A 22380-nucleotide genomic window follows, 5' to 3' on the forward strand; every position below is an offset into this window, starting at 1 on the left:
GTTACTCCTTAACGCCGGCCGCCGGCGCCGCGCGGCGTGGGGCCTTCCTGAAGCTCGGCCTGACGACGGTCGTGACCCGAGGGGTCATGCTCCATGATTTCACCTTTGAAGATCCAAACCTTGATGCCGATGATGCCATAGGCGGTCTTGGCTTCGTAGTTCGCATAATCAATGTCGGCCCGCAGGGTGTGCAGAGGCACGCGGCCCTCACGATACCATTCGGTCCGGGCAATCTCGGCGCCGCCAAGACGGCCGGCAAGATTGACGCGAATCCCGAGCGAGCCCATGCGCATGGCGTTTTGCACAGCGCGCTTCATGGCGCGGCGGAACGACACCCGGCGCTCAAGCTGCTGGGCGATGCTTTCGGCCACAAGGGCGGCGTCCAGCTCGGGCTTGCGCACTTCGACGATGTTCAGGTGCAGTTCGCTGTCCGTCATCGCGGCCAGTTTCTTGCGCAGCGTCTCGATGTCGGCGCCTTTTTTGCCAATGATGACACCGGGGCGGGCAGTGTGAACCGTAACACGGCACTTTTTGTGCGGGCGTTCGATAATCACCTTGCTGACGCCGGCCTGCGCGCATTCTTTCTTGATGAATTCGCGCATACGGATGTCTTCCAGCAGAAGATCACCGTATTCCTTGGTGTCAGCGTACCAGCGGCTGTCCCAGGTGCGGTTGACCTGAAGACGCATGCCAATCGGGTTTACTTTTTGTCCCATTATGCCTGCTCCTCGACCTGGCGGACCTTGATGGTGAGTTCGGCAAACGGCTTGACGATCTTGCCAAACCGGCCACGGGCACGGGGCTTGCCGCGCTTCATGGTCAGGTTCTTGCCAACCCAGGCTTCTGCGACGATCAACTCGTCAACGTCCAGGTTATGGTTGTTCTCGGCGTTGGCGATGGCAGACTGAAGGCATTTCTTCACGTCCTGCGCGATCCGCTTTTTGCTGAAGGTCAGATCGGACAGAGCCTTTTCCACCTTCTTGCCACGGATCATGGCGGCAACCAGGTTCAGCTTCTGGGGCGAGGTGCGCAACATGCGGGCCTTGGCCAGAGCTTCGTTATCGGCAACGCGACGGGGGTTCTTTTCCGTGCTCATTTGCGCTTCGCCTTCTTGTCGGCGGCGTGACCGTAATAGGTACGGGTCGGCGAATATTCACCGAACTTCTGGCCGATCATATCCTCGGAAACGTTTACCGGGATGTGTTTCTTGCCATTATACACACCAAAGGTGAGGCCCACGAACTGGGGCAGAATGGTCGAACGACGCGACCAGATCTTGATGACTTCCTTGCGGCCGCTCTCGCGGGTCGCTTCGGCCTTTTTGAGGACGAACGAGTCGACAAACGGGCCTTTCCAGACAGAACGTGACATGGATCAGCGCCCCTTCTTCTTGGCGTGACGCGAGCGGACGATAAGGCGCTGCGACGCTTTGTTCTTGTTACGGGTCTTGGCACCTTTGGTCGGCTTGCCCCAGGGGGTAACCGGGTGACGACCACCGGATGTCCGGCCTTCACCACCACCATGGGGGTGATCGATCGGGTTCATCACGACACCACGCACCGACGGGCGAATGCCCTTGTGACGGTTGCGACCGGCCTTACCGATATTCTGGTTGGAATTGTCCGGGTTGGACACGGCGCCAACGGTGGCCATGCATTCCTGACGCACCAGACGCAACTCGCCCGAGCTGAGGCGGATCTGAGCATAACCGCCATCCCGGCCCACGAACTGGGCATAGGTGCCGGCGGCGCGTGCGATCTGGCCGCCCTTGCCCTGCTTCATCTCGATGTTGTGAACAATCGTACCGATCGGCATACCGCTGAACGGCATCGTGTTGCCCGGCTTGATGTCGGCCTTGGCGCTTGCGATCACCTTGTCACCGATGCCCAGACGCTGGGGGGCCAGGATATAGGCCTGCTCGCCGTCGTCATAGGAAATCAGCGCGATGAACGCCGTGCGGTTCGGGTCATATTCAATGCGAATAACGGTCGCGGCGATGTCGAGCTTATTGCGCTTGAAATCGACGATGCGGTACAGGCGCTTGGCCCCACCGCCCTTGCGACGCATTGTAATCCGTCCGGTATTGTTCCGGCCGCCATTCTTGGTCAAACCCTCGGTAAGGGATTTGACCGGGCGTCCTTTCCAAAGCTCCGAGCGGTCGATCAGCACCAGCCCGCGCTGGCCCGGCGTCGTCGGCTTATACGACTTGAGTGCCATGCTTGTGTCTTCCGTTTGCTTTGCGGGCGATTTGGCCCGTCTCTTGGTATAAAGGGCCCTTTGCAGGTCCCCGATGTATAGGGCCCTGAGCAGGTCCCCGAATTCGAAAGAAACGAGCCCCGGAACGAATCCGGGGCTGCGCTATAACAGGTCAGGTATTAGAGACCGGTGGAAACGTCAATCGTGTTACCGTCTTCAAGGGTCACATAGGCCTTTTTGACGTCTTTACGCTTGCCCAGCATACCACGGAACCGTTTGACCTTGCCTTTGGTGATGGTGGTATTGACCGCCTTCACCTTGACACCGAACAGGGTTTCCACGGCTTCCTTGATCTGCGGTTTGTTGGCGTCGATCGACACCTCGAACACAACAGCTCCGGCTTCCGAGGCCATGGTGGCCTTTTCGGTGATGACCGGCTTGCGGATCACGTCATAGAGTTCTGCCTTGGTGGTCATTTCAGCCTCGCTTCCAGCGCCTCGATACCGGCCTTGGTGATGACTAGCGTGTCACGCTTGAGAATGTCATAGACGTTCGCGCCCATGGTGGGCAGGATATCCAGACCGTCGATGTTGGCGGCGGCACGGGCAAAGTTTTCATTCACTTCGGCCCCGTCGATCACCAGCGCCCGCTTCCAGCCAAGCGATGCAATCTGCTTGGCCAGTGCGCCGGTTTTCAGTTCAGCCAGCGCCGCGTCTTCGATCACCACCAGATTTCCGGTGGCCATCTTCGAGCTGAGCGCATGACGCAGACCCAGCTTGCGGAACTTTTTGGTCAGCTCATGACCGTGGCTGCGCGGGGTCGGACCCTTGTAGATACCACCTTTGCGGAAGATCGGAGCATTCCGGTCACCGTGACGTGCGCCGCCGGTGCCCTTCTGGCGATAGATCTTCTTGGTCGAATAGGAGGTTTCGCGGCGGGTCTTCACCTTGTGGGTGCCGGCCTGCGCATTGTTGCGCTGCCAGCGAACCACACGGTGCAGGATGTCCACCCGCGGCTCCAGACCGAAGATCTCGTCGCCAAGATCGACCGACCCGGCTTTGCCGCCGTCCAGTTTGATCACGTCGAGTTTCATTGGTCGCCTTCCTTCTTCTCAGCGTCCGAGTTGTCCGTATCGGCACTCTCGGATGCGATCTGTGCCTCTGCTTCCTTCAGCGCGGCATCCTCAGCGGCGGCAGCTTCGGCAGCGGCGGCCTCTTCGGCGGCTTTTGCTTCGGCTTCGGCGGTGGCGGCAGCTTCGGCAGCCAGACGTTCGGCTTCCTCAGCGGCAGACTTGAGCGCAGCGGGATAGATCACATTCTCGGGCGTCGGCTTTTTCACCGCGTCCTTGATCGTGACCCAGCCACCCTTGGAACCCGGAACGGCCCCCTTGACCATGATCAGGCCACGGTCGGCATCGGTGCGCACAACCTGAAGATTCTGCGTGGTGACACGGGCAGCCCCCATGTGACCGGCCATCTTCTTGCCTTTAAACACACGGCCCGGATCCTGACACTGACCGGTGGACCCGTGCGACCGGTGCGAAATCGACACACCGTGCGACGCCCGCAGACCACCAAAGTTATGCCGCTTCATGGCCCCTTGGAAACCCTTACCGATCGAGGTGCCCGCCACATCGACGAACTGACCTTCAAAGTAGTGGTTTGCGGTGATTTCCTCACCAACACCGATCAGGTTCTCGGCGGCGACGCGGAATTCCGCGATCTTCCGCTTCGGTTCGACCGAGGCAAGGGCAAAGTGGCCGCGCATGGCCTTGCTTGTCCGCTTGGCCTTGGCTGTGCCGGCACCCAGTTGAACGGCGGTATAACCGTCACGTTCGATGGTGCGCTGCGCCACAACCTGCAGCTTGTCCAGTTGAAGGACGGTTACGGGAATCTGTTTCCCGTCGTCCATGAAAAGGCGGGTCATGCCGACCTTTTTCGCGATAACGCCAGAGCGCAACATATCCATCGCTCCTTATACCTTGATCTCGACATCGACGCCGGCAGCCAGGTCGAGCTTCATCAGCGCGTCCACGGTCTGGGGTGTCGGATCGACGATGTCCAGCAACCGTTTGTGGGTGCGGATCTCGAACTGATCACGGGATTTCTTGTCGACGTGGGGGCCACGCAGAACGGTGAACTTTTCGATCTTGTTCGGCAGCGGAATCGGGCCGCGCACGTGGGCGCCCGTCCGTTTGGCGGTGTTCACGATTTCCTGGGTGCTGGCATCCAGCACGCGGTAATCGAACGCCTTGAGCCGAATGCGAATGTTTTGGCTAGCGGCCATTGCAATTGCCTTTCGCGGCTATTGAGGTTGAGAGGTGGAGGAACCGGTATTGGCACCCCCACATCGAACCCTGATCTTTCATCCAGCGTCTCATCGGTCCTGTCGTCCCTCTTCGCGAAGAGCGACCGTCAGGGAGCGATGAGCGCGCCGCTTATTCGGTGATCTTGCTCACCACGCCGGCGCCGACGGTGCGGCCACCTTCGCGGATGGCAAAACGCAGGCCCTGCTCCATGGCGATCGGTGCGATCAGTTCAACACCGAAAGACACGTTATCGCCCGGCATCACCATTTCCGTACCTTCCGCCAGAACAACCGTCCCGGTCACATCCGTCGTGCGGAAATAGAACTGCGGACGATAGTTGGCAAAGAACGGCGTGTGACGGCCACCCTCTTCCTTGGTCAGGATATAGGCCTCGGCCTCGAACTTGGTGTGCGGCGTCACCGAACCCGGCTTGGCCAGAACCTGACCGCGCTCGACGCCATCACGATCCACACCGCGCAGCAGCGCGCCGATGTTGTCGCCCGCCTCACCACGATCCAGCAGCTTGCGGAACATTTCCACACCGGTGCAGGTCGTTTTCTTGGTGTCGCGGATACCGATGATTTCGATCTCGTCGCCCACGTTGATCACGCCGCGTTCCACACGACCGGTCACAACCGTGCCGCGACCGGAAATCGAGAACACATCCTCGACCGGCATCAGGAACGGCTGATCCACAGCACGTTCGGGGGTCGGGATGAATTCATCCACAGCCGCCATCAGCTTGCGGATCGATTCTTCGCCGATCTCGGGATCGGTGCCGTTCATCGCCGCCAGAGCAGACCCGGGAATGACCGGAATGTCGTCGCCGGGGTAATCATAGGACGACAGAAGCTCGCGGATTTCCATCTCGACCAGCTCAAGCAGCTCTTCGTCGTCAACCTGATCGACCTTGTTCATGTAAACAACCATGGTGGGGATCCCCACCTGACGGCCCAGCAGAATATGCTCGCGGGTTTGCGGCATCGGGCCATCGGCGGCGTTCACAACCAGGATCGCGCCATCCATCTGTGCCGCACCGGTGATCATGTTCTTCACATAGTCGGCGTGGCCGGGGCAATCGACGTGGGCATAGTGGCGTGCCTCGGTCTCATATTCCACGTGCGCGGTCGAGATCGTGATGCCGCGGGCCTTTTCCTCGGGCGCGCCGTCGATCTGGTCATAGGCCTGAAAATCACCGAAATACTTCGTGATCGCAGCCGTCAATGTCGTCTTGCCGTGGTCAACGTGACCAATCGTGCCGATGTTCACATGCGGTTTGTTACGTTCAAACTTTGCCTTTGCCATGGTGTGGCTCCTTCTTTTCGTGTGGGTGCGGCAGGGAGGCCCCTGCCCTACGGATGGTGGGTAGGGCGGGGTTCACCCCGCCGCCCCGCTTATGCGTACTTGCTTTGAATCTCTTCGCTGATGTTCTGCGGCACCGGCTCGTAGTGGTCGAACTGCATGGTGAAGTTCGCACGACCCGACGACATGGAACGCAACGTGTTGATATAGCCGAACATGTTGGCCAGCGGCACGAAAGCATCGATCGCGATGGCGTTGCCGCGCGAATCCTGCCCCTGAACCTGACCCCGACGCGAGGTCAGATCGCCAATGATACCGCCGGTGTATTCATCGGGCGTCACCACTTCGACTTTCATGATTGGCTCCAACAGTTTGGCGCCGGCTTTTCTCATCGCTTCACGCATCCACTGACGCGCTGCGATTTCAAAGGCCAGAACCGAGGAGTCAACGTCGTGGAATTTGCCGTCGATCAACTGGACCTTGAAATCGATGACGGGGAACCCTGCCAGCGGACCCGAATCCATGACCGACTTTACGCCCTTTTCGACGCCCGGGATGTATTCTTTCGGAACCGCACCGCCGACGATCTTGCTTTCGAACGAATAACCTTCGCCCGGCTCGGTCGGAGTGATGATCATCTTCACCTCAGCGAACTGACCCGAACCACCGGATTGCTTCTTGTGGGTGTAGGTATGCTCGGTCTCGCGCGAGATCGTTTCACGGTACGCCACCTGCGGTGCGCCGATGTTGGCTTCAACCTTGAATTCGCGCTTGAGACGATCCACCAGAATATCGAGGTGAAGTTCGCCCATGCCCTTCATGATCGTCTGACCCGATTCGATGTCGGTTTCGACGCGGAACGACGGATCTTCTGCCGCGAGGCGCTGAAGGCCCAACGACATCTTTTCCTGGTCGGCCTTGGTTTTGGGTTCCACGGCAATTTCGATCACGGGATCGGGGAATGTCATGGTTTCCAGAACCACCGGATCGTTGACAGCACAAAGCGTGTCACCGGTCGTGGTGTTTTTCAGGCCCGCCAGCGCAATGATGTCGCCCGCCCAGGCTTCGGAAATCTCGTCCTGCTTGTTCGAGTGCATCATCACCATGCGGCCGATGCGTTCCTTGTTGCCCTTGGTCGAGTTCAGGAGCGTGTCGCCCTTTTCCATCTTGCCCGAATAGACGCGGGTAAATGTCAGGGTGCCCATGTAGGGGTCGTTCATGATCTTGAACGCCAGGCCCGAGAACGGCATGTCATCATCGGCGCGACGGGGGATGTTGCGGGTTTCCGTTTCATCACCTGGCTTGAAGCCCATGTAATCAACCACATCCAGCGGGCTGGGCAGATAGTCGATCACGGCGTTCAGCAGCGGCTGCATGCCTTTGTTCTTGAACGCGGAGCCGGCAAGGATCGGAACAAACGTCATGCTGAGCGTACCCTTGCGGATCAGCTTGCGCAGGGTGTCCACGTCCGGCTCTTCGCCCTCCAGATAGGCCTCCATGGCGGCGTCGTCCATTTCGACGGCCATTTCCACCATTTCGTTGCGCATTTCTGCGGCTTTCTCGGCCAACGCGGGGCGAATCTCGCGCTGTTCCCAGCTCGCGCCCAGATCCTCGCCTTCCCAGACCCATTCCTGCATCGTGACCAGGTCGACGATGCCTTCAAGCTCGGTCTCGGAGCCGATCGGAAGCTGAACAGGGCACGGACGTGCGCCTGTGCGGTCCTTGATCATGTGGACGCAGTTGAAGAAGTCGGCACCGATCTTGTCCATCTTGTTGACGAACACGATCCGCGGCACCTTGTACCGGTCGGCCTGGCGCCAAACGGTTTCGGTCTGTGGTTCAACACCGGCGTTGGCGTCCAGAACGGCGATCGCGCCATCGAGAACGGCCAGCGAACGCTCGACTTCGATGGTAAAGTCAACGTGGCCGGGGGTGTCGATGATGTTCATACGGTGCTTTTTGGAATCCGGCTCAACGCCGTTTTCCGTCCGCTCCCAGAACGTGGTGGTCGCGGCAGAGGTGATCGTGATGCCACGCTCCTGCTCTTGCTCCATCCAGTCCATGGTGGCAGCGCCATCGTGCACTTCGCCGAGGTTGTGCGATTTGCCGGTGTAAAACAGGATGCGCTCGGAGCAGGTGGTCTTGCCTGCATCGATATGCGCCATGATCCCGAAGTTACGGTAGCGGTCGAGGGGATAGTCGCGTGCCATTGGGGCTGCTCCTGGAGAGAGGTTGTGCGGCGGGCGCGCCCGGATGGCGCGCCGCAGATTGAATTACCAGCGGTAGTGGCTGAATGCTTTGTTGGCGTCGGCCATCTTGTGGGTGTCTTCCCGCTTTTTCACGGCGGACCCACGACCATTGACAGCGTCGGTCAATTCACCGGCCAGACGCTCTTCCATGGTGTTTTCGTTGCGCTTTTTGGACGCGTCGATCAACCAGCGGATGGCCAGGGCCTCGCGGCGCTCGGGGCGCACTTCGACGGGCACCTGATAGGTGGCACCACCAACGCGGCGCGAACGCACCTCGACGGAGGGCTTGATGTTGTCCAGACACTCGTGAAACACCTCGACGGGCGACTTCTTGAGCTTGGCTTCGACCCGTTCGAACGCGTTGTAAACGATACGCTCGGCGACCGATTTTTTACCATCGATCATCAGGTTGTTCATGAATTTGGTCAGAACGCGGTCACCATATTTGGCGTCCGGCAGAACTTCGCGTTTTTCGGCGGCGTGGCGGCGTGACATGCTGAAATCCTCTTATTTCGGACGCTTCGCGCCATACTTGGAGCGGCGCTGTTTACGATTCTTGACGCCCTGGGTATCCAGAACACCGCGCAGGATGTGATAGCGCACACCGGGAAGGTCTTTTACGCGGCCGCCACGGATCAGAACCACCGAGTGTTCCTGAAGGTTGTGCGATTCGCCGCCGATATAGCTGATCACCTCAAAGCCATTGGTCAGGCGCACCTTGGCAACCTTACGCATGGCCGAGTTCGGCTTTTTCGGCGTGGTGGTATAAACACGCGTGCAGACGCCGCGTTTTTGCGGGCATCCCTGCAGGTGCATGGATTTTGAGCTTCTTACTTTCGGCTGCCGCGGCTTGCGGATCAGCTGTTGGATCGTTGGCATTCCGGTCTTATCCCCGTGTTGCAACACATTTAAATGCGCGCCCCACCGGGGCGACTATGTTTCGCCCGCATCGACCGGGCCATGTGGGGCGCGCGCCCCGGTGAATTCTCATGCGCCTCACGCGTCCGCAAAACACAAAAACCGCTCTGCTCGCCCTTGCGGGGAACACGCGGTGGGTTTCCAGAGGATCGAGCCTTGAGAGACCGGATCGTGACCACATCAGTTCTGTAAAAAGTGGGCAAGACTCGAGGGTCCACCCACCTTGGTGCGCGCCGTATAGGCCGAGTCTCGGAGGGTGTCAACACTCAGCGCGCCAGGACTGTGGGCATCACCGGCCCCGCGCGCCGCCTTGTTATTGCCATGTTTCCGCCCCATTCACGCCCATTTGGTTAACGAAGGTCTGACAATGCGCCGCACCCGGGCAAACCGGGGTGGCAGCACCCCTTTCATGGGGTCGGGCAGAAGGCAATACAGGCATGGCGGACACTCTCGCAAGCGAGATCTATATCAGCGAGCTTTTGGCGGATAACGCCGGCGGCACTGCCATCGACACTGATGGCGACGGCAAGGCCACCAAGGCCGACGAATACATCGAATTCGCCAATACCAGCAACAGCACCGCCGCGCTGGATGGATTGCAGGTCTGGTCCCAGAAAAACGGATTGCTGCATACCTTCGGGCCGGGCGATACCCTTGCCCCCGGCGAAACAGCAACGCTGGTGGGGGAATATAGCGGCACGCCGCCGCCCGGGTATTACAGTGCGGGAATTCCCAACAACGGAAATTTCCTGCCCGACGGAGAAAGCGGCAAGTTCGACACCGTCTATCTTTACGACCCCGCCAACAACACTTTTATCGCGATGAGCTATGGCGCCCCGCCCCGGGACGCAACGCCGCCACCCGGGTTTCCGGCGGGCGCGACCCAATCGGGAGGCGGCGAATCGATACATTCCGATGCGCCCAACGGGCGGGCATTCGCCCGTGACAGCAACGGCAACTTTGAAGAAACCGATCCGACGCCCGGCACGGCCAGCACGGTATGCATGACCGCCGGGACGTTGATCGCGGTGCCCGGCGGCGCCATCCCGGTCGAAGCCCTGTCCCCCGGTCAGAAGGTTCTGGTCAAGGATGGCCCCGCCCGGCCCCTGCGCGCCATCGGGAAAACCCATCTGTCGGCGGCAATTCTTGCGCGGTTGCCAATGCTGCGGCCCGTGACATTGCCCGCCGGTGCCTTTGGCAACCCCGTTGATCTTTCCCTGTCGCCCAATCACCGGATTGCGGTGTCCGGCCCCGAGATCGACCTGATGTTCGGATCGGGCGAATTTCTGGTTCCGGTCAAATTTCTGGCGGGTTCTGCCGTACCTCTCGGCGGATCTGGCGTGACCTATCTGCATCTTTTGTTCGACGAACATGAACTGGTGCAGGCCGCCGGTGTATGGGTTGAATCCCTTTATCTTGGGGATGTCGGCGCGAATTGGGTGCGCGAACAGCGGGCGCAGGGCACCCTGCGTGAACTGGATGCCGGGCAAAGTGACCGCATCAGCCACACACACACCGCCCGCCCCTGCCTGCGCCCTTACGAAGCAAAGGCCCTGTCCCGGGCCTGCCGCGTCATGGTGCGACAGCCTGCCTAGGCCGGTGGTGCAACCGGCGTGGGCTGAAGCCTGCGGCGCAGCTTGCGTTCGCGGTAAAGGGAAAATACCCCCGTTGCCACAACGATGCCCGCCCCCAGCAGGGTAAGCGGCAATGGCCAGTCACCAAAGACGACAAACCCAAGGATCAGCGCGGCGATCAAGCTGGCATACCGGAACGGCGCGATAAAGCCGATCTCGCCCACCCGCATGGCCATGACGCTGGACAAATACCCCGCGATCACGAACACGCCCGCGCCGCACAGCAGGCCCAGATCTCGGGGCGCGACAGCCACCCAGGGCGTGAACAGCGCGCCGACACCTGCCATCGCGCCCACCCCCACAGAGGTGATCAGCGCCACGCTGAGCGATGAGACATCGCGCGACAATCCCCGCGCAGCCAGATCACGCAGGGTCACCGCGACAACCGCGCCAATGGCGGAAAGGGCATAGATATTGAACCCCTCCGGCCCCGGACGTACAATCAGCAGAACGCCGCAAAATCCCACGAAAATCGCGGTCAGCCGCCGCCAGCCCAGTGGTTCGGAAAACAGCAGCGCACTGGCAAGGGTAACGGTCAGCGGCAACACCTGAAGAATCGCCGAAACATTGGCCAGCGGCATCTGCCTGAGCGCGGACATGAACAACAGCGCGCCAAACAGCTCGGCCAATGTCCGCAGCGCAATCAGCCACCGGTCACGTCCAAGCCGGGGCAGATGCAGGCCGCGCATGGCCAACCCAATACCCAAAAGCAACACCGAGGTGATAAGCCCGCGCAGGAACAAGGCCTGAAACAGCGGCAACTCGCCCAGAACAAATTTCATAAAGGCGTCGTTGACGGTGAAGGCGACCATGCAGATCGTCATCAAAAGCGCACCGCGCATGTTATCCGTCAGCATACCCATGGCGCCGCATTACCACTTTGGCAGGGGCGGCGCCATGGGCAGTATTCAGGCGGTGGCGGGCTGGCCCGTCAGGGCGATCCGGTCCTCACCGTCGGCGTCCCATTTGGCCTCTTCCTCGGGGCTGGCCTTGGGTGAAAACAGCCCGCTCCACGCATAGAAGATACCGATCAGCGGTGACAGCCAGCACGCAAAGGCCAGCGGGATATACAGCAGGTTTTCAAAGTGACCGTCACTGATCCCCAGCCCCAGTGCGGTAATCACAAAGGCCCCGCCCGCGTTCCACGGAATCAACGGTGAAATCAGCGTGCCGCCTTCTTCGACGCCGCGCGCAAGGTTCAGGGTCGAATATCCCATCCCGCGATACACCGGCGCATACATACGGCCCGGCAATGCGATCGACAGATAGGGATCACCCGCAACCACGTTGGTCGCCATCGAGGTCATGATCGCCGATGTCTGAATCCCGGCAAAGGATTTGACCCGCGCGATGATCTGATCGATCACGGCCTCAAGGCAGCGTGTCCGCTCCAGTGCGCCGCCGAACCCAAGCGCCAAAAGCACGAGGCTGATGGTCCACATCATCGACTGCACGCCGCCCCGGTTCAACAGCGTGTCGATTTCGGACACGCCGGTGTCAATCGAGAACCCCGAGTTGGCATAGGTGAAAATGTCGCGCAGGTTCTCACCCTGAAAAAACATCGCCATGGCGCCACCGACAACCACCCCCGCGAACAGGGCCGGGATCGGCGGGTTTTTCAGAATGGCCAGCACAATAACCAGCAACGCAGGCGCCAGCAACCAGGGCGAAATCCAGAAGGTTTCGTTCAGCGCGACCGTGATCGCATCAATCTGTTCAAACGACGTGTTGCCGCCGTCGATCAGAAAGTAACCGGCAAAAATATAGATCGCCAAAGCGGCCAGCATGGACGGCACCGTGGTGGGCAGCATGTTGCGGATGTGATCAAACACGTTGGTGCCGGTCACCGCCGGGGCAAGGTTGGTGGTGTCTGACAACGGCGAAATCTTGTCACCGAAAAACGCACCGGAAACAACCGCGCCGGCTGTCCAATACACCGGAATGCCGAACCCGGCGCCAATGCCCATCAGCGCCAGACCAACCGTGCCGACCGTCCCCCAGGACGTGCCCAGAGATACCGAAACCACCGAACAAAGAATCATCGCCGCCGCCAGAAAAATCTGTGGGCTAAGGACCAGCAGGCCATAATAGATCAACGTCGGCACCGTGCCGCTGGCGATCCATACGCCGACGATCATCCCCACGACAATCAGCACCGAAACCGATGGCAGCGAAATCTTGATGACGTGGAACACGCCTTCTTCGATGCTTTCCCAGTCATGGCCCAGATACAGCCCCACCAGCGCGGTGATTGCGATGCCGATGGCCAGCGGGATATGCGGAACGAACTTGCCATAATAAAAAAGCTGAAGCGCAAGAACGGCCAGCGTCAGCAGGATCGGCAAAAGCGCGAGCGCAAAGCCGGGTTTACGAAATTCTCGGGTCGACATGGCAATTCCTTTTGGAAAGAATGGGCCCGACGGCCCGATACGACGCATCATACGCATCGCGCCCGCTACCGTGGAATTATCGTTTGTCCGCATTTTCGATACGTGACAGGAAATTGACCCGAAATTTCCCGCTGCCAAAGGAAAAGGGCCTCGCCGGTTGGCGAGGCCCTTTTTTGCAATCTGTCCTGTCCGAAGACCGGGCGATGATTACTCGTCGCGGCTTTCGGGTGTCATCACCAGCGAGCCTGTCAAAAACATCCTCGCTGACATCTTCTGACGGCGCGGCCAGTGCTGCGGCGGCTTCGGCTTCGGCCTGGGCCGCTTTCAGCACTTTAAGATCACGTTCAGCGGCGATACGGCGCACTTTTTGTGTCGCCCCACCTGTGCCTGCCGGGATCAGACGCCCGACGATGACGTTTTCTTTCAGGCCGACCAGTTTGTCACGCTTGCCCTGCACCGATGCCTCGGTCAGCACGCGGGTGGTTTCCTGGAACGACGCCGCCGAGATGAAGCTGCGGGTTTGCAGCGACGCCTTGGTGATGCCCAACAGGATTGGTTCGCCTCTGGCCTCGCGCCCGCCCTTCTTGGCGGCCTTTTCGTTGGCCTCGTCGAATTCGGCCTTGTCCACATGTTCGCCTTTCAGCAGCGTGGTTTCGCCGCTGTCCAGAATTTCCCATTTCTGGAGCATCTGGCGCACGATCACCTCGATGTGCTTGTCGTTGATCTTAACGCCTTGCAGACGATACACATCCTGCACCTCGTCGATCATGTAATCGGCCAAAGCCTCGACCCCCATAACCGCAAGAATATCGTGCGGCGCCGGGTTGCCATCCATGATGTAATCGCCCTTCTGGACGAAATCGCCTTCGGCCACCGGGATGTGCTTGCCCTTGGGAACCATGTATTCGACAGGAACGCCGTCTTCCTCGACGGGAACAATCGCGATGCGGCGCTTGTTCTTGTAGTCCTTGCCAAATTTCACGTGACCATTGATTTCCGCGATGATCGCGTTGTCCTTGGGGCGGCGCGCCTCGAACAATTCGGCCACACGGGGCAGACCACCGGTGATGTCCTTGGTTTTGGCACCCTCGCGCGGGATACGTGCAACCACATCACCAGCCTTGACTGTGGCGCCTTCCTCGATCGACAGGACGGCATCCACAGACATCGGATAGGTCACCGGATTGCCCGCATCGTTGCGCATCGGTTCGCCATCTTCCCCCACGATGATGATTTCGGGCTTCAGTTCATTGCCTTTCGGCGCGGAACGCCAGTCGGTCACGATCTTCTGGGTCATGCCGGTCGCATCATCGGTATCGTCACGCACCGACAGGCCCGTGATAAGATCGACAAACCGCGCCGTGCCGGATTTTTCGGCGATGATCGGCAGGGTGTAAGGATCCCATTCGAACAGCTTGTCACCGCGGGCGATTTTCGCGCCCTCGGCCACATGCACCGTGGTGCCATAGCCCAGCTTGAAGTTGGAAAGTTCGATGCCGTTTTCATCCATGATCGCCAGAACCATGTTGCGGCCCATGACAACGGAATTGCCCGCCTCATTGGTCAGCAGGTTGGCGTTGCGGAATTCGGCCACGCCTTCCTGTCCCGCTTCCTGGAACGATTGCTGGCCACCCTGGGCCACGCCGCCAATGTGGAACGTCCGCATTGTAAGCTGTGTACCGGGTTCACCGATGGATTGCGCGGCGATGATGCCCACCGCCTCGCCCTGGTTGACCAGCGTACCACGGGCCAGATCGCGCCCGTAACACTGGGCGCAAACGCCCTCTTCCGCCTCGCAGGTCAAGGGCGAACGCAGACGCGCCGTGGCCAGACCCGAGGTTTCGATCATGTCGGCGCGACGTTCGTCGATCAGCTCGCCTTTGGCGACCATCACTTCGTCGGTGCCCGGACGGATCAGTTCCTCGGCCGCGACACGGCCCAGAACACGTTCGCCCAAAGACGCCACGACCTCACCATCATTGACGGCGGCCTTGGCGGTGACAGCACGTTCGGTGCCGCAATCGTGCTGGCGCACGATGCAATCCTGCGCAACATCCACCAGACGACGGGTCAGATACCCCGAGTTCGCCGTTTTCAAGGCGGTATCCGACAGACCCTTACGGGCACCGTGGGTAGAGTTGAAATACTCCAACACGGTCAGACCTTCCTTGAAGTTCGAGATGATCGGCGTCTCGATGATTTCGCCGTTCGGCTTGGCCATCAGGCCGCGCATCCCGCCCAGCTGCTTCATCTGGGTGACAGAACCACGCGCGCCCGAGTGGGCCATCATGTAAACGCTGTTCGGCTCGTTTTCGGCACCATTCTCGTCGTGCCCCGAGGTCGAAATCGTCGACATCATCGCCTCGGTGACCTTGTCGTTACATTTGGACCAGGCATCGACAACCTTGTTGTACTTTTCACCCTGAGTGATCAGGCCGTCCATGTACTGCTGTTCGAAATCCTTCACCTGATCGCGGGTTTCGCCAACCAGCGGCCATTTGGTGTCAGGGATCACCATGTCGTCCTTGCCGAACGAAATCCCGGCCTTGAACGCCTCGCGGAAACCCATGGTCATGATCTGATCGCAGAAGATGACCGATTCCTTCTGGCCACAATACCGGTAAACGGTATCAATCACCTGCTGCACTTCTTTCTTGCGCAACAGACGGTTGACCAGATCAAACGGCGCCTTGGCATTCAGCGGCAAAAGCGCGCCCAGACGCACCCGGCCGGGGGTGGTTTCAAAGCGCATCAGCACTTCGTTACCTTCCTCGTCGATCTGCGGCAGACGGGCCTGAATTTTGGCATGCAGATGCACCTCGCCCGCGTCAAGGGCATGCTGCACCTCGTCCACGTTCGAAAAGATCATGTTCTCGCCCTTCATCCCCTCACGCTGCATGGTGATGTAATAAAGGCCAAGGATCATATCCTGTGACGGCACAATGATCGGCGCGCCGTTGGCAGGCGACAGCACGTTGTTGGTCGACATCATCAGCACGCGCGCTTCCAACTGGGCCTCAAGGCTCAGCGGAACGTGAACGGCCATTTGATCGCCGTCAAAGTCGGCGTTGAAGGCGGAACAGACCAGCGGGTGAAGCTGAATCGCCTTGCCTTCGATCAGCGTGGGTTCGAACGCCTGAATACCCAGACGGTGCAACGTGGGCGCCCGGTTCAGCATGACGGGGTGTTCGCGGATCACCTCATCCAGGATGTCCCACACCTCGGGGCGTTCCTTTTCCACCAGCTTTTTCGCCTGTTTGACGGTGGAGGACAGGCCCTTTGCCTCAAGCCGCGAATAGATGAACGGCTTGAACAGCTCCAGCGCCATCTTTTTCGGCAAACCACACTGGTGCAGTTTCAGTTCCGGCCCGGTCACAATCACCGAACGGCCCGAAAAATCGACCCGCTTGCCCAAAAGGTTCTGACGGAAACGGCCCTGTTTGCCTTTCAGCATGTCGGACAGCGATTTCAGCGGGCGTTTGTTGGCCCCCGTGATCACCCGGCCACGACGGCCGTTGTCAAACAGCGCATCGACCGATTCCTGCAACATCCGCTTTTCGTTGCGCACGATGATATCGGGCGCGCGCAATTCGATCAGCCGCTTGAGGCGGTTGTTGCGGTTGATGACCCGGCGATACAGATCGTTGAGGTCAGACGTGGCAAAGCGGCCTCCATCCAGCGGCACCAGCGGGCGCAACTCGGGCGGGATCACCGGCACGACGGTGAGGATCATCCATTCCGGGCGGTTGCCGGATTCAAGGAAGGATTCCACGATCTTCAGGCGCTTGATGATCTTCTTGGGCTTCAATTCGCCCGTCGCTTCTTTCAGCTCTTCGCGCAGGCGGTCGGCCTCGGCTTCAAGGTCGATCATCGACAGCATTTCGCGGATCGCTTCGGCGCCGATGTTGGCGGTGAACGCATCCATGCCATAGACATCCTGGGCGTCCATGAACTCTTCTTCGTTCAACATCTGACCATAGGTCAGATCGGTCAGGCCCGGTTCGATCACCACATAGTTTTCGAAATACAGAACCCGCTCAAGATCGCGCAGGGTCATGTCGAGCATCAGGCCGATGCGCGAGGGCAGCGACTTGAGAAACCAGATGTGCGCGACGGGCGAGGCCAGTTCGATATGGCCCATGCGTTCGCGGCGCACCTTTTGCAGCGTCACTTCGACACCGCATTTTTCGCAGACGACGCCGCGATACTTCATCCGCTTGTATTTGCCGCAGAGGCATTCGTAATCCTTGATCGGGCCAAAGATACGGGCACAGAACAGACCGTCACGCTCGGGCTTGAACGTGCGATAATTGATGGTTTCCGGCTTTTTGATTTCACCGAACGACCACGACAAAATCCGCTCGGGCGACGCGAGCGAGATCTTGATCTCGTCAAACGTCTTGGGGGCCGCAAGCGGGTTGAACGGGTTGGTTGTGAGTTCCTGGTTCATCTTTTTCCTTACGAAAAGGGGAAATGGGCGCGAAGGGGAATAGGGGGCTGACCCCTACTCCTCATCTTCCTCCGCATCCAGGAGTTCCATGTTCAGGCCGAGGCCGCGCACTTCCTTGACGAGAACGTTGAAGGATTCCGGCACCCCGGCTTCAAAGTTGTCCTCGCCCTTGACGATGCTTTCATACACTTTCGTGCGCCCGGCAACGTCATCGGATTTGACCGTCAGCATTTCCTGCAAGGTATAGGCGGCGCCGTAAGCCTCAAGCGCCCAAACCTCCATCTCACCGAAACGCTGTCCGCCGAACTGTGCCTTACCACCCAGCGGCTGCTGCGTGACGAGGCTGTACGGACCGGTCGAACGTGCGTGGATCTTGTCATCTACAAGGTGGTGCAGTTTCAGCAGGTATTTCATGCCCACCGTCACCTTGCGCGCGAATTCCTCGCCTGTGCGGCCATCGAACAGGCGCGACTGACCCGAGGTGTCGAACCCTGCACGGCGCAGGCTGTCGTTCACATCGGCCTCTTTCGCGCCGTCGAAAACCGGCGTGGCAATCGGAACCCCGTGGCGCACGTTTTGCGCCGCCTCAAGCATCTGCGCCTCGTCCATGTCGTGCAGCACTTCATCATGCACATTCTGGCCATATGCGATTTTCATCGCGTCGCGCACCGGGGTCATATCGCCCGAGCGACGGTATTCGTCCAGCGCCTCGTCAACCTTCAGGCCCAGACCGCGCGCGGCCCAGCCCATGTGGGTTTCAAGGATCTGACCGACGTTCATCCGCGACGGCACACCCAGCGGGTTCAGCACGAAATCGACCGGCGTTCCATCTTCGAGGAACGGCATGTCCTCCATCGGAACAACGCGCGAAATCACACCCTTGTTGCCGTGACGACCGGCCATCTTGTCGCCCGGTTGCAGCTTGCGCTTCACCGCGACGAACACCTTGACCATCTTCATCACGCCCGGCGGCAGATCGTCACCACGACGCACCTTTTCGACCTTGTCTTCAAAACGCGCATCCAGCGCCTTTTTCTGAATGTCGAACTGGGCGTTCAGCGCCTCGACCTGCGCCGCTTCCTGCTCTTCCGCCAGGGCCAACTGCCACCACTGACCGCGGGTCAGATCGTTATCGAGCAGATCGGCGGTGATCATCGTGCCCGGCTTTACGCCCCGGGGGCCTTTCACCGCTTCGCGGCCTTCGATCATGCTGCGCAAACGGGCATAGATGTTGCGCTCAAGGATCGTCAGCTCGTCATCCCGGTCGCGGGCCAGACGCTCGACCTCTTCACGTTCGATTTGAAGCGCGCGTTCGTCTTTCTCCACACCGTGGCGGTTGAATACACGCACCTCGACGATCGTGCCGAAATCCCCCGGCGGCAGGCGCAGGGATGTGTCACGCACGTCCGAAGCCTTTTCACCAAAGATGGCGCGCAACAGCTTTTCTTCCGGCGTCATCGGGCTTTCGCCTTTTGGCGTGATCTTGCCCACCAGAATGTCGGCTGGCCCGACCTCGGCCCCGATATAGACGATGCCCGCCTCATCAAGGTTGCGCAGCGCCTCTTCGCCCACGTTGGGAATATCGCGGGTGATTTCCTCTGGCCCAAGCTTGGTATCGCGGGCCGCCACCTCGAATTCCTCGATGTGGATCGAGGTAAACACGTCATCGCGGGTGATCCGTTCGGAAATCAGGATCGAGTCTTCATAGTTATAGCCGTTCCACGGCATGAAGGCGACCATGACGTTCTTGCCAAGGGCCAGTTCGCCCATGTCGGTGCTGGGCCCATCGGCAAGCACCTCGCCGCCCCGCACCTGATCGCCCACCTTCACCAGCGGACGCTGGTTGATGCAGGTGTTCTGGTTCGAACGCTGGAACTTGCGCAGACGATAAATATCAACGCCCGCGTCGCCCAATTCCAGATCTTCGGTGGCACGCACGACGATCCGGGTGGCATCCACCTGGTCAATCACACCACCGCGACGGGCCATGATGGCCGCGCCGGAATCGCGCGCAACCACTTCTTCAATGCCGGTGCCCACAAAGGGGGCCTGAGCCTGAAGCAGCGGAACCGCCTGACGTTGCATGTTCGACCCCATAAGGGCGCGGTTCGCATCGTCATTTTCAAGGAACGGAATCAGCGAGGCCGCAACCGAAACCAACTGTTTTGGCGACACGTCGATCAGATCGACGCTTTCGCTGGGCGCCAGCATGTAATCGCCCGACTGGCGGGTGCTGACCAGTTCGTTCACGAACTTGCCGTTTTCGTCCAGATTGGCGTTGGCCTGGGCCACAGTGTGGCGCATTTCCTCGGTGGCCGACATGTAATGAACTTCGTCGGTCACCTGTCCGTCTGTGACCACCCGGTAAGGGGTTTCGATAAAGCCGTATTTGTTCACGCGGGCAAAGGTGGCCAGCGAGTTGATAAGACCAATGTTCGGCCCTTCCGGTGTTTCGATCGGGCACATCCGGCCATAGTGGGTAGGGTGAACGTCACGCACTTCGAAACCGGCGCGTTCGCGGGTCAGACCGCCCGGCCCAAGGGCCGACAGGCGGCGCTTGTGCGTCACTTCGGACAGGGGGTTCGTCTGATCCATGAACTGCGACAATTGCGAGCTGCCAAAGAATTCGCGCACGGCGGCGGCGGCAGGTTTGGCATTGATCAGGTCTTGCGGCATCACGGTGTCAATCTCGACCGATGACATCCGCTCTTTGATCGCACGCTCCATACGCAGCAGGCCAACGCGATACTGATTTTCCATCAGCTCACCAACCGAGCGCACCCGGCGGTTGCCAAGGTGGTCGATATCGTCGATGTCGCCACGCCCGTCGCGCAGGTCGTTCAGGGCCTTGATACAGGCGACGATATCTTCCCGGCGCAGGGTGCGCTGGGTGTCTTCGGCATCAAGATTCAGGCGCATGTTCATTTTCACCCGCCCCACGGCGCTCAGATCGTAACGCTCGGAATCAAAGAACAGGGTGTCGAACAGGTTTGACGCGGCCTCGACGGTGGGCGGCTCGCCCGGGCGCATGACGCGATAGATATCCATGAGCGCGGTGTCGCGGCCCATGTTCTTGTCGACCGCCATGGTGTTGCGCATGTACGGCCCATGGTTGATGTTGTCGATGTCAAGGCAGGGAATTTCGGTGATCCCGGCCTCAATCAGCTCATAAAGCGTGCCGCCGGTCACTTCACCGGCCTTGTCCAGCTCCCAGGTCAGTTCATCGCCGGCCTCGGCATAGATCGCGCCGGTTTCTTCGTTGATGATGTCCTTGGCGACAAAGCGGCCAATGATCTGATCGAAGGGGATCAGCAGATCGGTAACTTTACCTTCATCGATTAGCTTTTTCACCGCGCGGGGTGTAATTTTCTTGCCTGCCTCGGCGATAACCTCGCCGGTGGCCGCATCCACCAGATCGTGCCCCGGCCGGGTGCCGCGTGCGCGCTCGGGGAAGAACTTGGTCACCCAACCCTTGTTCTTTTCCAGCTTGAACGTAACGGTATCATAGTAAGCGTCCATGATCGCTTCCTGATCCAGCCCGAGAGCATAGAGCAGGGTCGTCACCGGCAATTTGCGGCGACGGTCGATCCGGCAGAATACGATATCCTTGGCGTCGAATTCAAAGTCGAGCCAGGAGCCGCGATAGGGAATGATCCGGCAGGCGAACAGCAATTTGCCCGAGCTGTGCGTCTTGCCCTTGTCGTGGTCAAAGAACACCCCCGGAGAGCGGTGCATCTGGGAAACGATTACCCGCTCTGTGCCGTTGACGATGAACGTGCCGTTGTGGGTCATCAGGGGCATATCGCCCATGAACACGTCCTGTTCCTTGATGTCCTTGACCGACTTGGCGCCGGTATCCTCATCCACATCGAACACGATCAGACGCAGCGTCACCTTGAGCGGCGCGCTGTAGGTCATGTCGCGCTGCTGGCATTCCTCGACGTCGTACTTGGGCTTTTCCAGCTCGTACTTGACGAATTCAAGAACAGCGGTTTCGTTAAAGTCCTTGATCGGGAAAACCGATTGGAACACGCCCTTGATACCTTCGCCGTCCATCGGTTCGGGTTGATCACCCGACCGCAGGAACAGGTCGTAAGAAGATTTCTGAACCTCGATGAGGTTCGGCATTTCAAGAACTTCGCGGATCTTGCCGTAGTACTTGCGCAGGCGTTTCTGGCCGAGGAATGTCGATGCCATGTGGCGTCACCTTTCTTTTCGCGGGCAATCCACCGGTGGGCGGCGGCGGATGGCCCTCACGAAAGCTCTTGTTCAGATCAATACCTGGCCGCCTTCCCACAGGCGACCTCCCGATCCTGAACCGCGGCTTGGGAAAGACTGTGGCGCACAGCCCTTCCCAAGACGCGGGCGGCTGGCCCCGAAAACACTTCGGAGCCAGCCGTTGTTCTGGCGCTCGGCGGTCCTTGCGTCCCTTCTCGCTGCGGGTAACCACAGCGCAGAGGGACGCAAGGACCGATAAGCGATCCGGTGCGACCGGATTACTTGAGTTCGACTTCGGCGCCAGCTGCTTCCAGCTTGCCCTTGATCTCTTCGGCTTCGGCTTTCGAAACCTGCTCCTTGACAGCCTTGCCGCCAGCTTCGACCAGATCCTTGGCTTCTTTCAGGCCCAGACCGGTGATGCCGCGCACCTCTTTGATGACGTTGATCTTCTGCGCACCGGCAGATTTCAGGATCACGTCAAATTCGGTCTGCTCTTCGGCAGCCGCGCCGCCCGCATCAGCAGGGCCAGCCATCATCACAGCGCCGCCTGCGGCAGGCTCGATGCCATACTCATCCTTGAGGATGGTTTTCAGTTCTTGTGCTTCGAGAAGGGTCAGACCCACGATCTCTTCAGCCAGTTTTTTCAGATCAGCCATTTTGCTTTCCGTTCTTTCAGATGTGTTCCAACGTGCGTTTTGACAACCCCACGCCGATT

Annotated in this window: 17 protein-coding genes and 1 pseudogene; 1 reads left to right on the forward strand and 17 read right to left on the reverse strand. The window is 59.6% G+C overall.

Features of this window, described 5'->3' with window-relative positions; genetic code table 11:
- Positions 1-8: 8 nt before the first annotated feature.
- The 12 genes from rpsC to rpsL all read right to left on the reverse strand — a co-directional run bounded on the left by rpsC (position 9) and on the right by rpsL (position 8934).
- Positions 9-716, reverse strand: a complete 708-nt coding sequence (gene rpsC / locus AC0L7P_RS01055; protein WP_473434111.1) for a 30S ribosomal protein S3 — start codon at positions 714-716, stop codon at positions 9-11.
- On the reverse strand, positions 716-1096 hold the full coding sequence (gene rplV / locus AC0L7P_RS01060; RefSeq protein ID WP_473434112.1) for a 50S ribosomal protein L22: 381 nt from the start codon (positions 1094-1096) through the stop codon (positions 716-718). The genes rpsC and rplV overlap by 1 nt, the downstream gene beginning before the upstream one ends.
- Positions 1093-1371 carry a 30S ribosomal protein S19 gene (gene rpsS, locus AC0L7P_RS01065; RefSeq protein ID WP_473434113.1) on the reverse strand — a complete coding sequence of 93 codons (279 nt, stop codon included), beginning with the start codon at positions 1369-1371 and terminating at the stop codon, positions 1093-1095. Before rpsS ends, rplV begins: the two co-directional genes overlap by 4 nt.
- 3 nt (positions 1372-1374) lie before the next feature.
- Positions 1375-2217: a 50S ribosomal protein L2 gene (gene rplB / locus AC0L7P_RS01070; RefSeq protein WP_473434114.1), complete on the reverse strand. Its 843-nt coding sequence runs from the start codon at positions 2215-2217 to the stop codon at positions 1375-1377.
- 158 nt (positions 2218-2375) lie between these two features.
- On the reverse strand, positions 2376-2672 hold the full coding sequence (locus AC0L7P_RS01075) for a 50S ribosomal protein L23 (protein ID WP_473434115.1): 297 nt from the start codon (positions 2670-2672) through the stop codon (positions 2376-2378).
- On the reverse strand, positions 2669-3289 hold the full coding sequence (gene rplD, locus AC0L7P_RS01080; RefSeq protein WP_473434116.1) for a 50S ribosomal protein L4: 621 nt from the start codon (positions 3287-3289) through the stop codon (positions 2669-2671). Before rplD ends, AC0L7P_RS01075 begins: the two co-directional genes overlap by 4 nt.
- Entirely contained in the window at positions 3286-4158 is an 873-nt protein-coding gene (rplC, locus tag AC0L7P_RS01085; protein ID WP_473434117.1) for a 50S ribosomal protein L3, read from the reverse strand. The genes rplD and rplC overlap by 4 nt, the downstream gene beginning before the upstream one ends.
- Positions 4159-4170: 12 nt before the next feature.
- Positions 4171-4482, reverse strand: coding sequence for a 30S ribosomal protein S10 (gene rpsJ, locus AC0L7P_RS01090; RefSeq protein WP_148472188.1), 312 nt, complete (start codon positions 4480-4482; stop codon positions 4171-4173).
- A 151-nt stretch (positions 4483-4633) separates the two neighbouring features.
- On the reverse strand, positions 4634-5809 hold the full coding sequence (gene tuf, locus AC0L7P_RS01095; RefSeq protein ID WP_473434118.1) for an elongation factor Tu: 1176 nt from the start codon (positions 5807-5809) through the stop codon (positions 4634-4636).
- An 89-nt stretch (positions 5810-5898) separates the two neighbouring features.
- Complete coding sequence (gene fusA, locus AC0L7P_RS01100; protein WP_473434119.1) at positions 5899-8016, reverse strand: elongation factor G; 2118 nt, start codon at positions 8014-8016, stop codon at positions 5899-5901.
- Between the two features lie 63 nt (positions 8017-8079).
- On the reverse strand, positions 8080-8550 hold the full coding sequence (gene rpsG / locus AC0L7P_RS01105) for a 30S ribosomal protein S7 (RefSeq protein WP_473434120.1): 471 nt from the start codon (positions 8548-8550) through the stop codon (positions 8080-8082).
- 12 nt (positions 8551-8562) lie between these two features.
- The gene (rpsL, locus tag AC0L7P_RS01110) at positions 8563-8934 is read right to left on the reverse strand and encodes a 30S ribosomal protein S12 (protein WP_099826128.1); all 372 of its coding nucleotides are present in this window, start codon (positions 8932-8934) and stop codon (positions 8563-8565) included.
- 476 nt (positions 8935-9410) lie between these two features.
- Here rpsL and AC0L7P_RS01115 point away from each other — a divergent pair, with 476 nt between their 5' ends.
- A complete protein-coding gene (locus AC0L7P_RS01115) occupies positions 9411-10568 on the forward strand; it encodes a Hint domain-containing protein (RefSeq protein WP_473434121.1) in 1158 nt (385 codons plus the stop codon).
- On the opposite strand, the gene AC0L7P_RS01120 is transcribed toward AC0L7P_RS01115, so the two are convergent.
- From AC0L7P_RS01120 to rplL, 5 genes and pseudogenes are all read right to left on the reverse strand, one after another.
- Entirely contained in the window at positions 10565-11470 is a 906-nt protein-coding gene (locus tag AC0L7P_RS01120) for a DMT family transporter (RefSeq protein WP_473434122.1), read from the reverse strand. The genes AC0L7P_RS01115 and AC0L7P_RS01120 overlap by 4 nt on opposite strands.
- A gap of 45 nt (positions 11471-11515) precedes the next feature.
- Positions 11516-12997, reverse strand: a complete 1482-nt coding sequence (gene nhaC / locus AC0L7P_RS01125) for a Na+/H+ antiporter NhaC (protein ID WP_473434123.1) — start codon at positions 12995-12997, stop codon at positions 11516-11518.
- A 207-nt stretch (positions 12998-13204) separates the two neighbouring features.
- A pseudogene (rpoC, locus tag AC0L7P_RS01130) lies at positions 13205-17447 on the reverse strand (DNA-directed RNA polymerase subunit beta').
- 54 nt (positions 17448-17501) lie between these two features.
- The gene (gene rpoB / locus AC0L7P_RS01135; RefSeq protein ID WP_473434124.1) at positions 17502-21644 is read right to left on the reverse strand and encodes a DNA-directed RNA polymerase subunit beta; all 4143 of its coding nucleotides are present in this window, start codon (positions 21642-21644) and stop codon (positions 17502-17504) included.
- 299 nt (positions 21645-21943) lie between these two features.
- Positions 21944-22321 carry a 50S ribosomal protein L7/L12 gene (gene rplL / locus AC0L7P_RS01140; protein ID WP_473434125.1) on the reverse strand — a complete coding sequence of 126 codons (378 nt, stop codon included), beginning with the start codon at positions 22319-22321 and terminating at the stop codon, positions 21944-21946.
- Positions 22322-22380: the final 59 nt, after the last annotated feature.

The sequence above is a fragment of the Oceaniglobus sp. K40-3 genome, assembly GCF_055808395.1.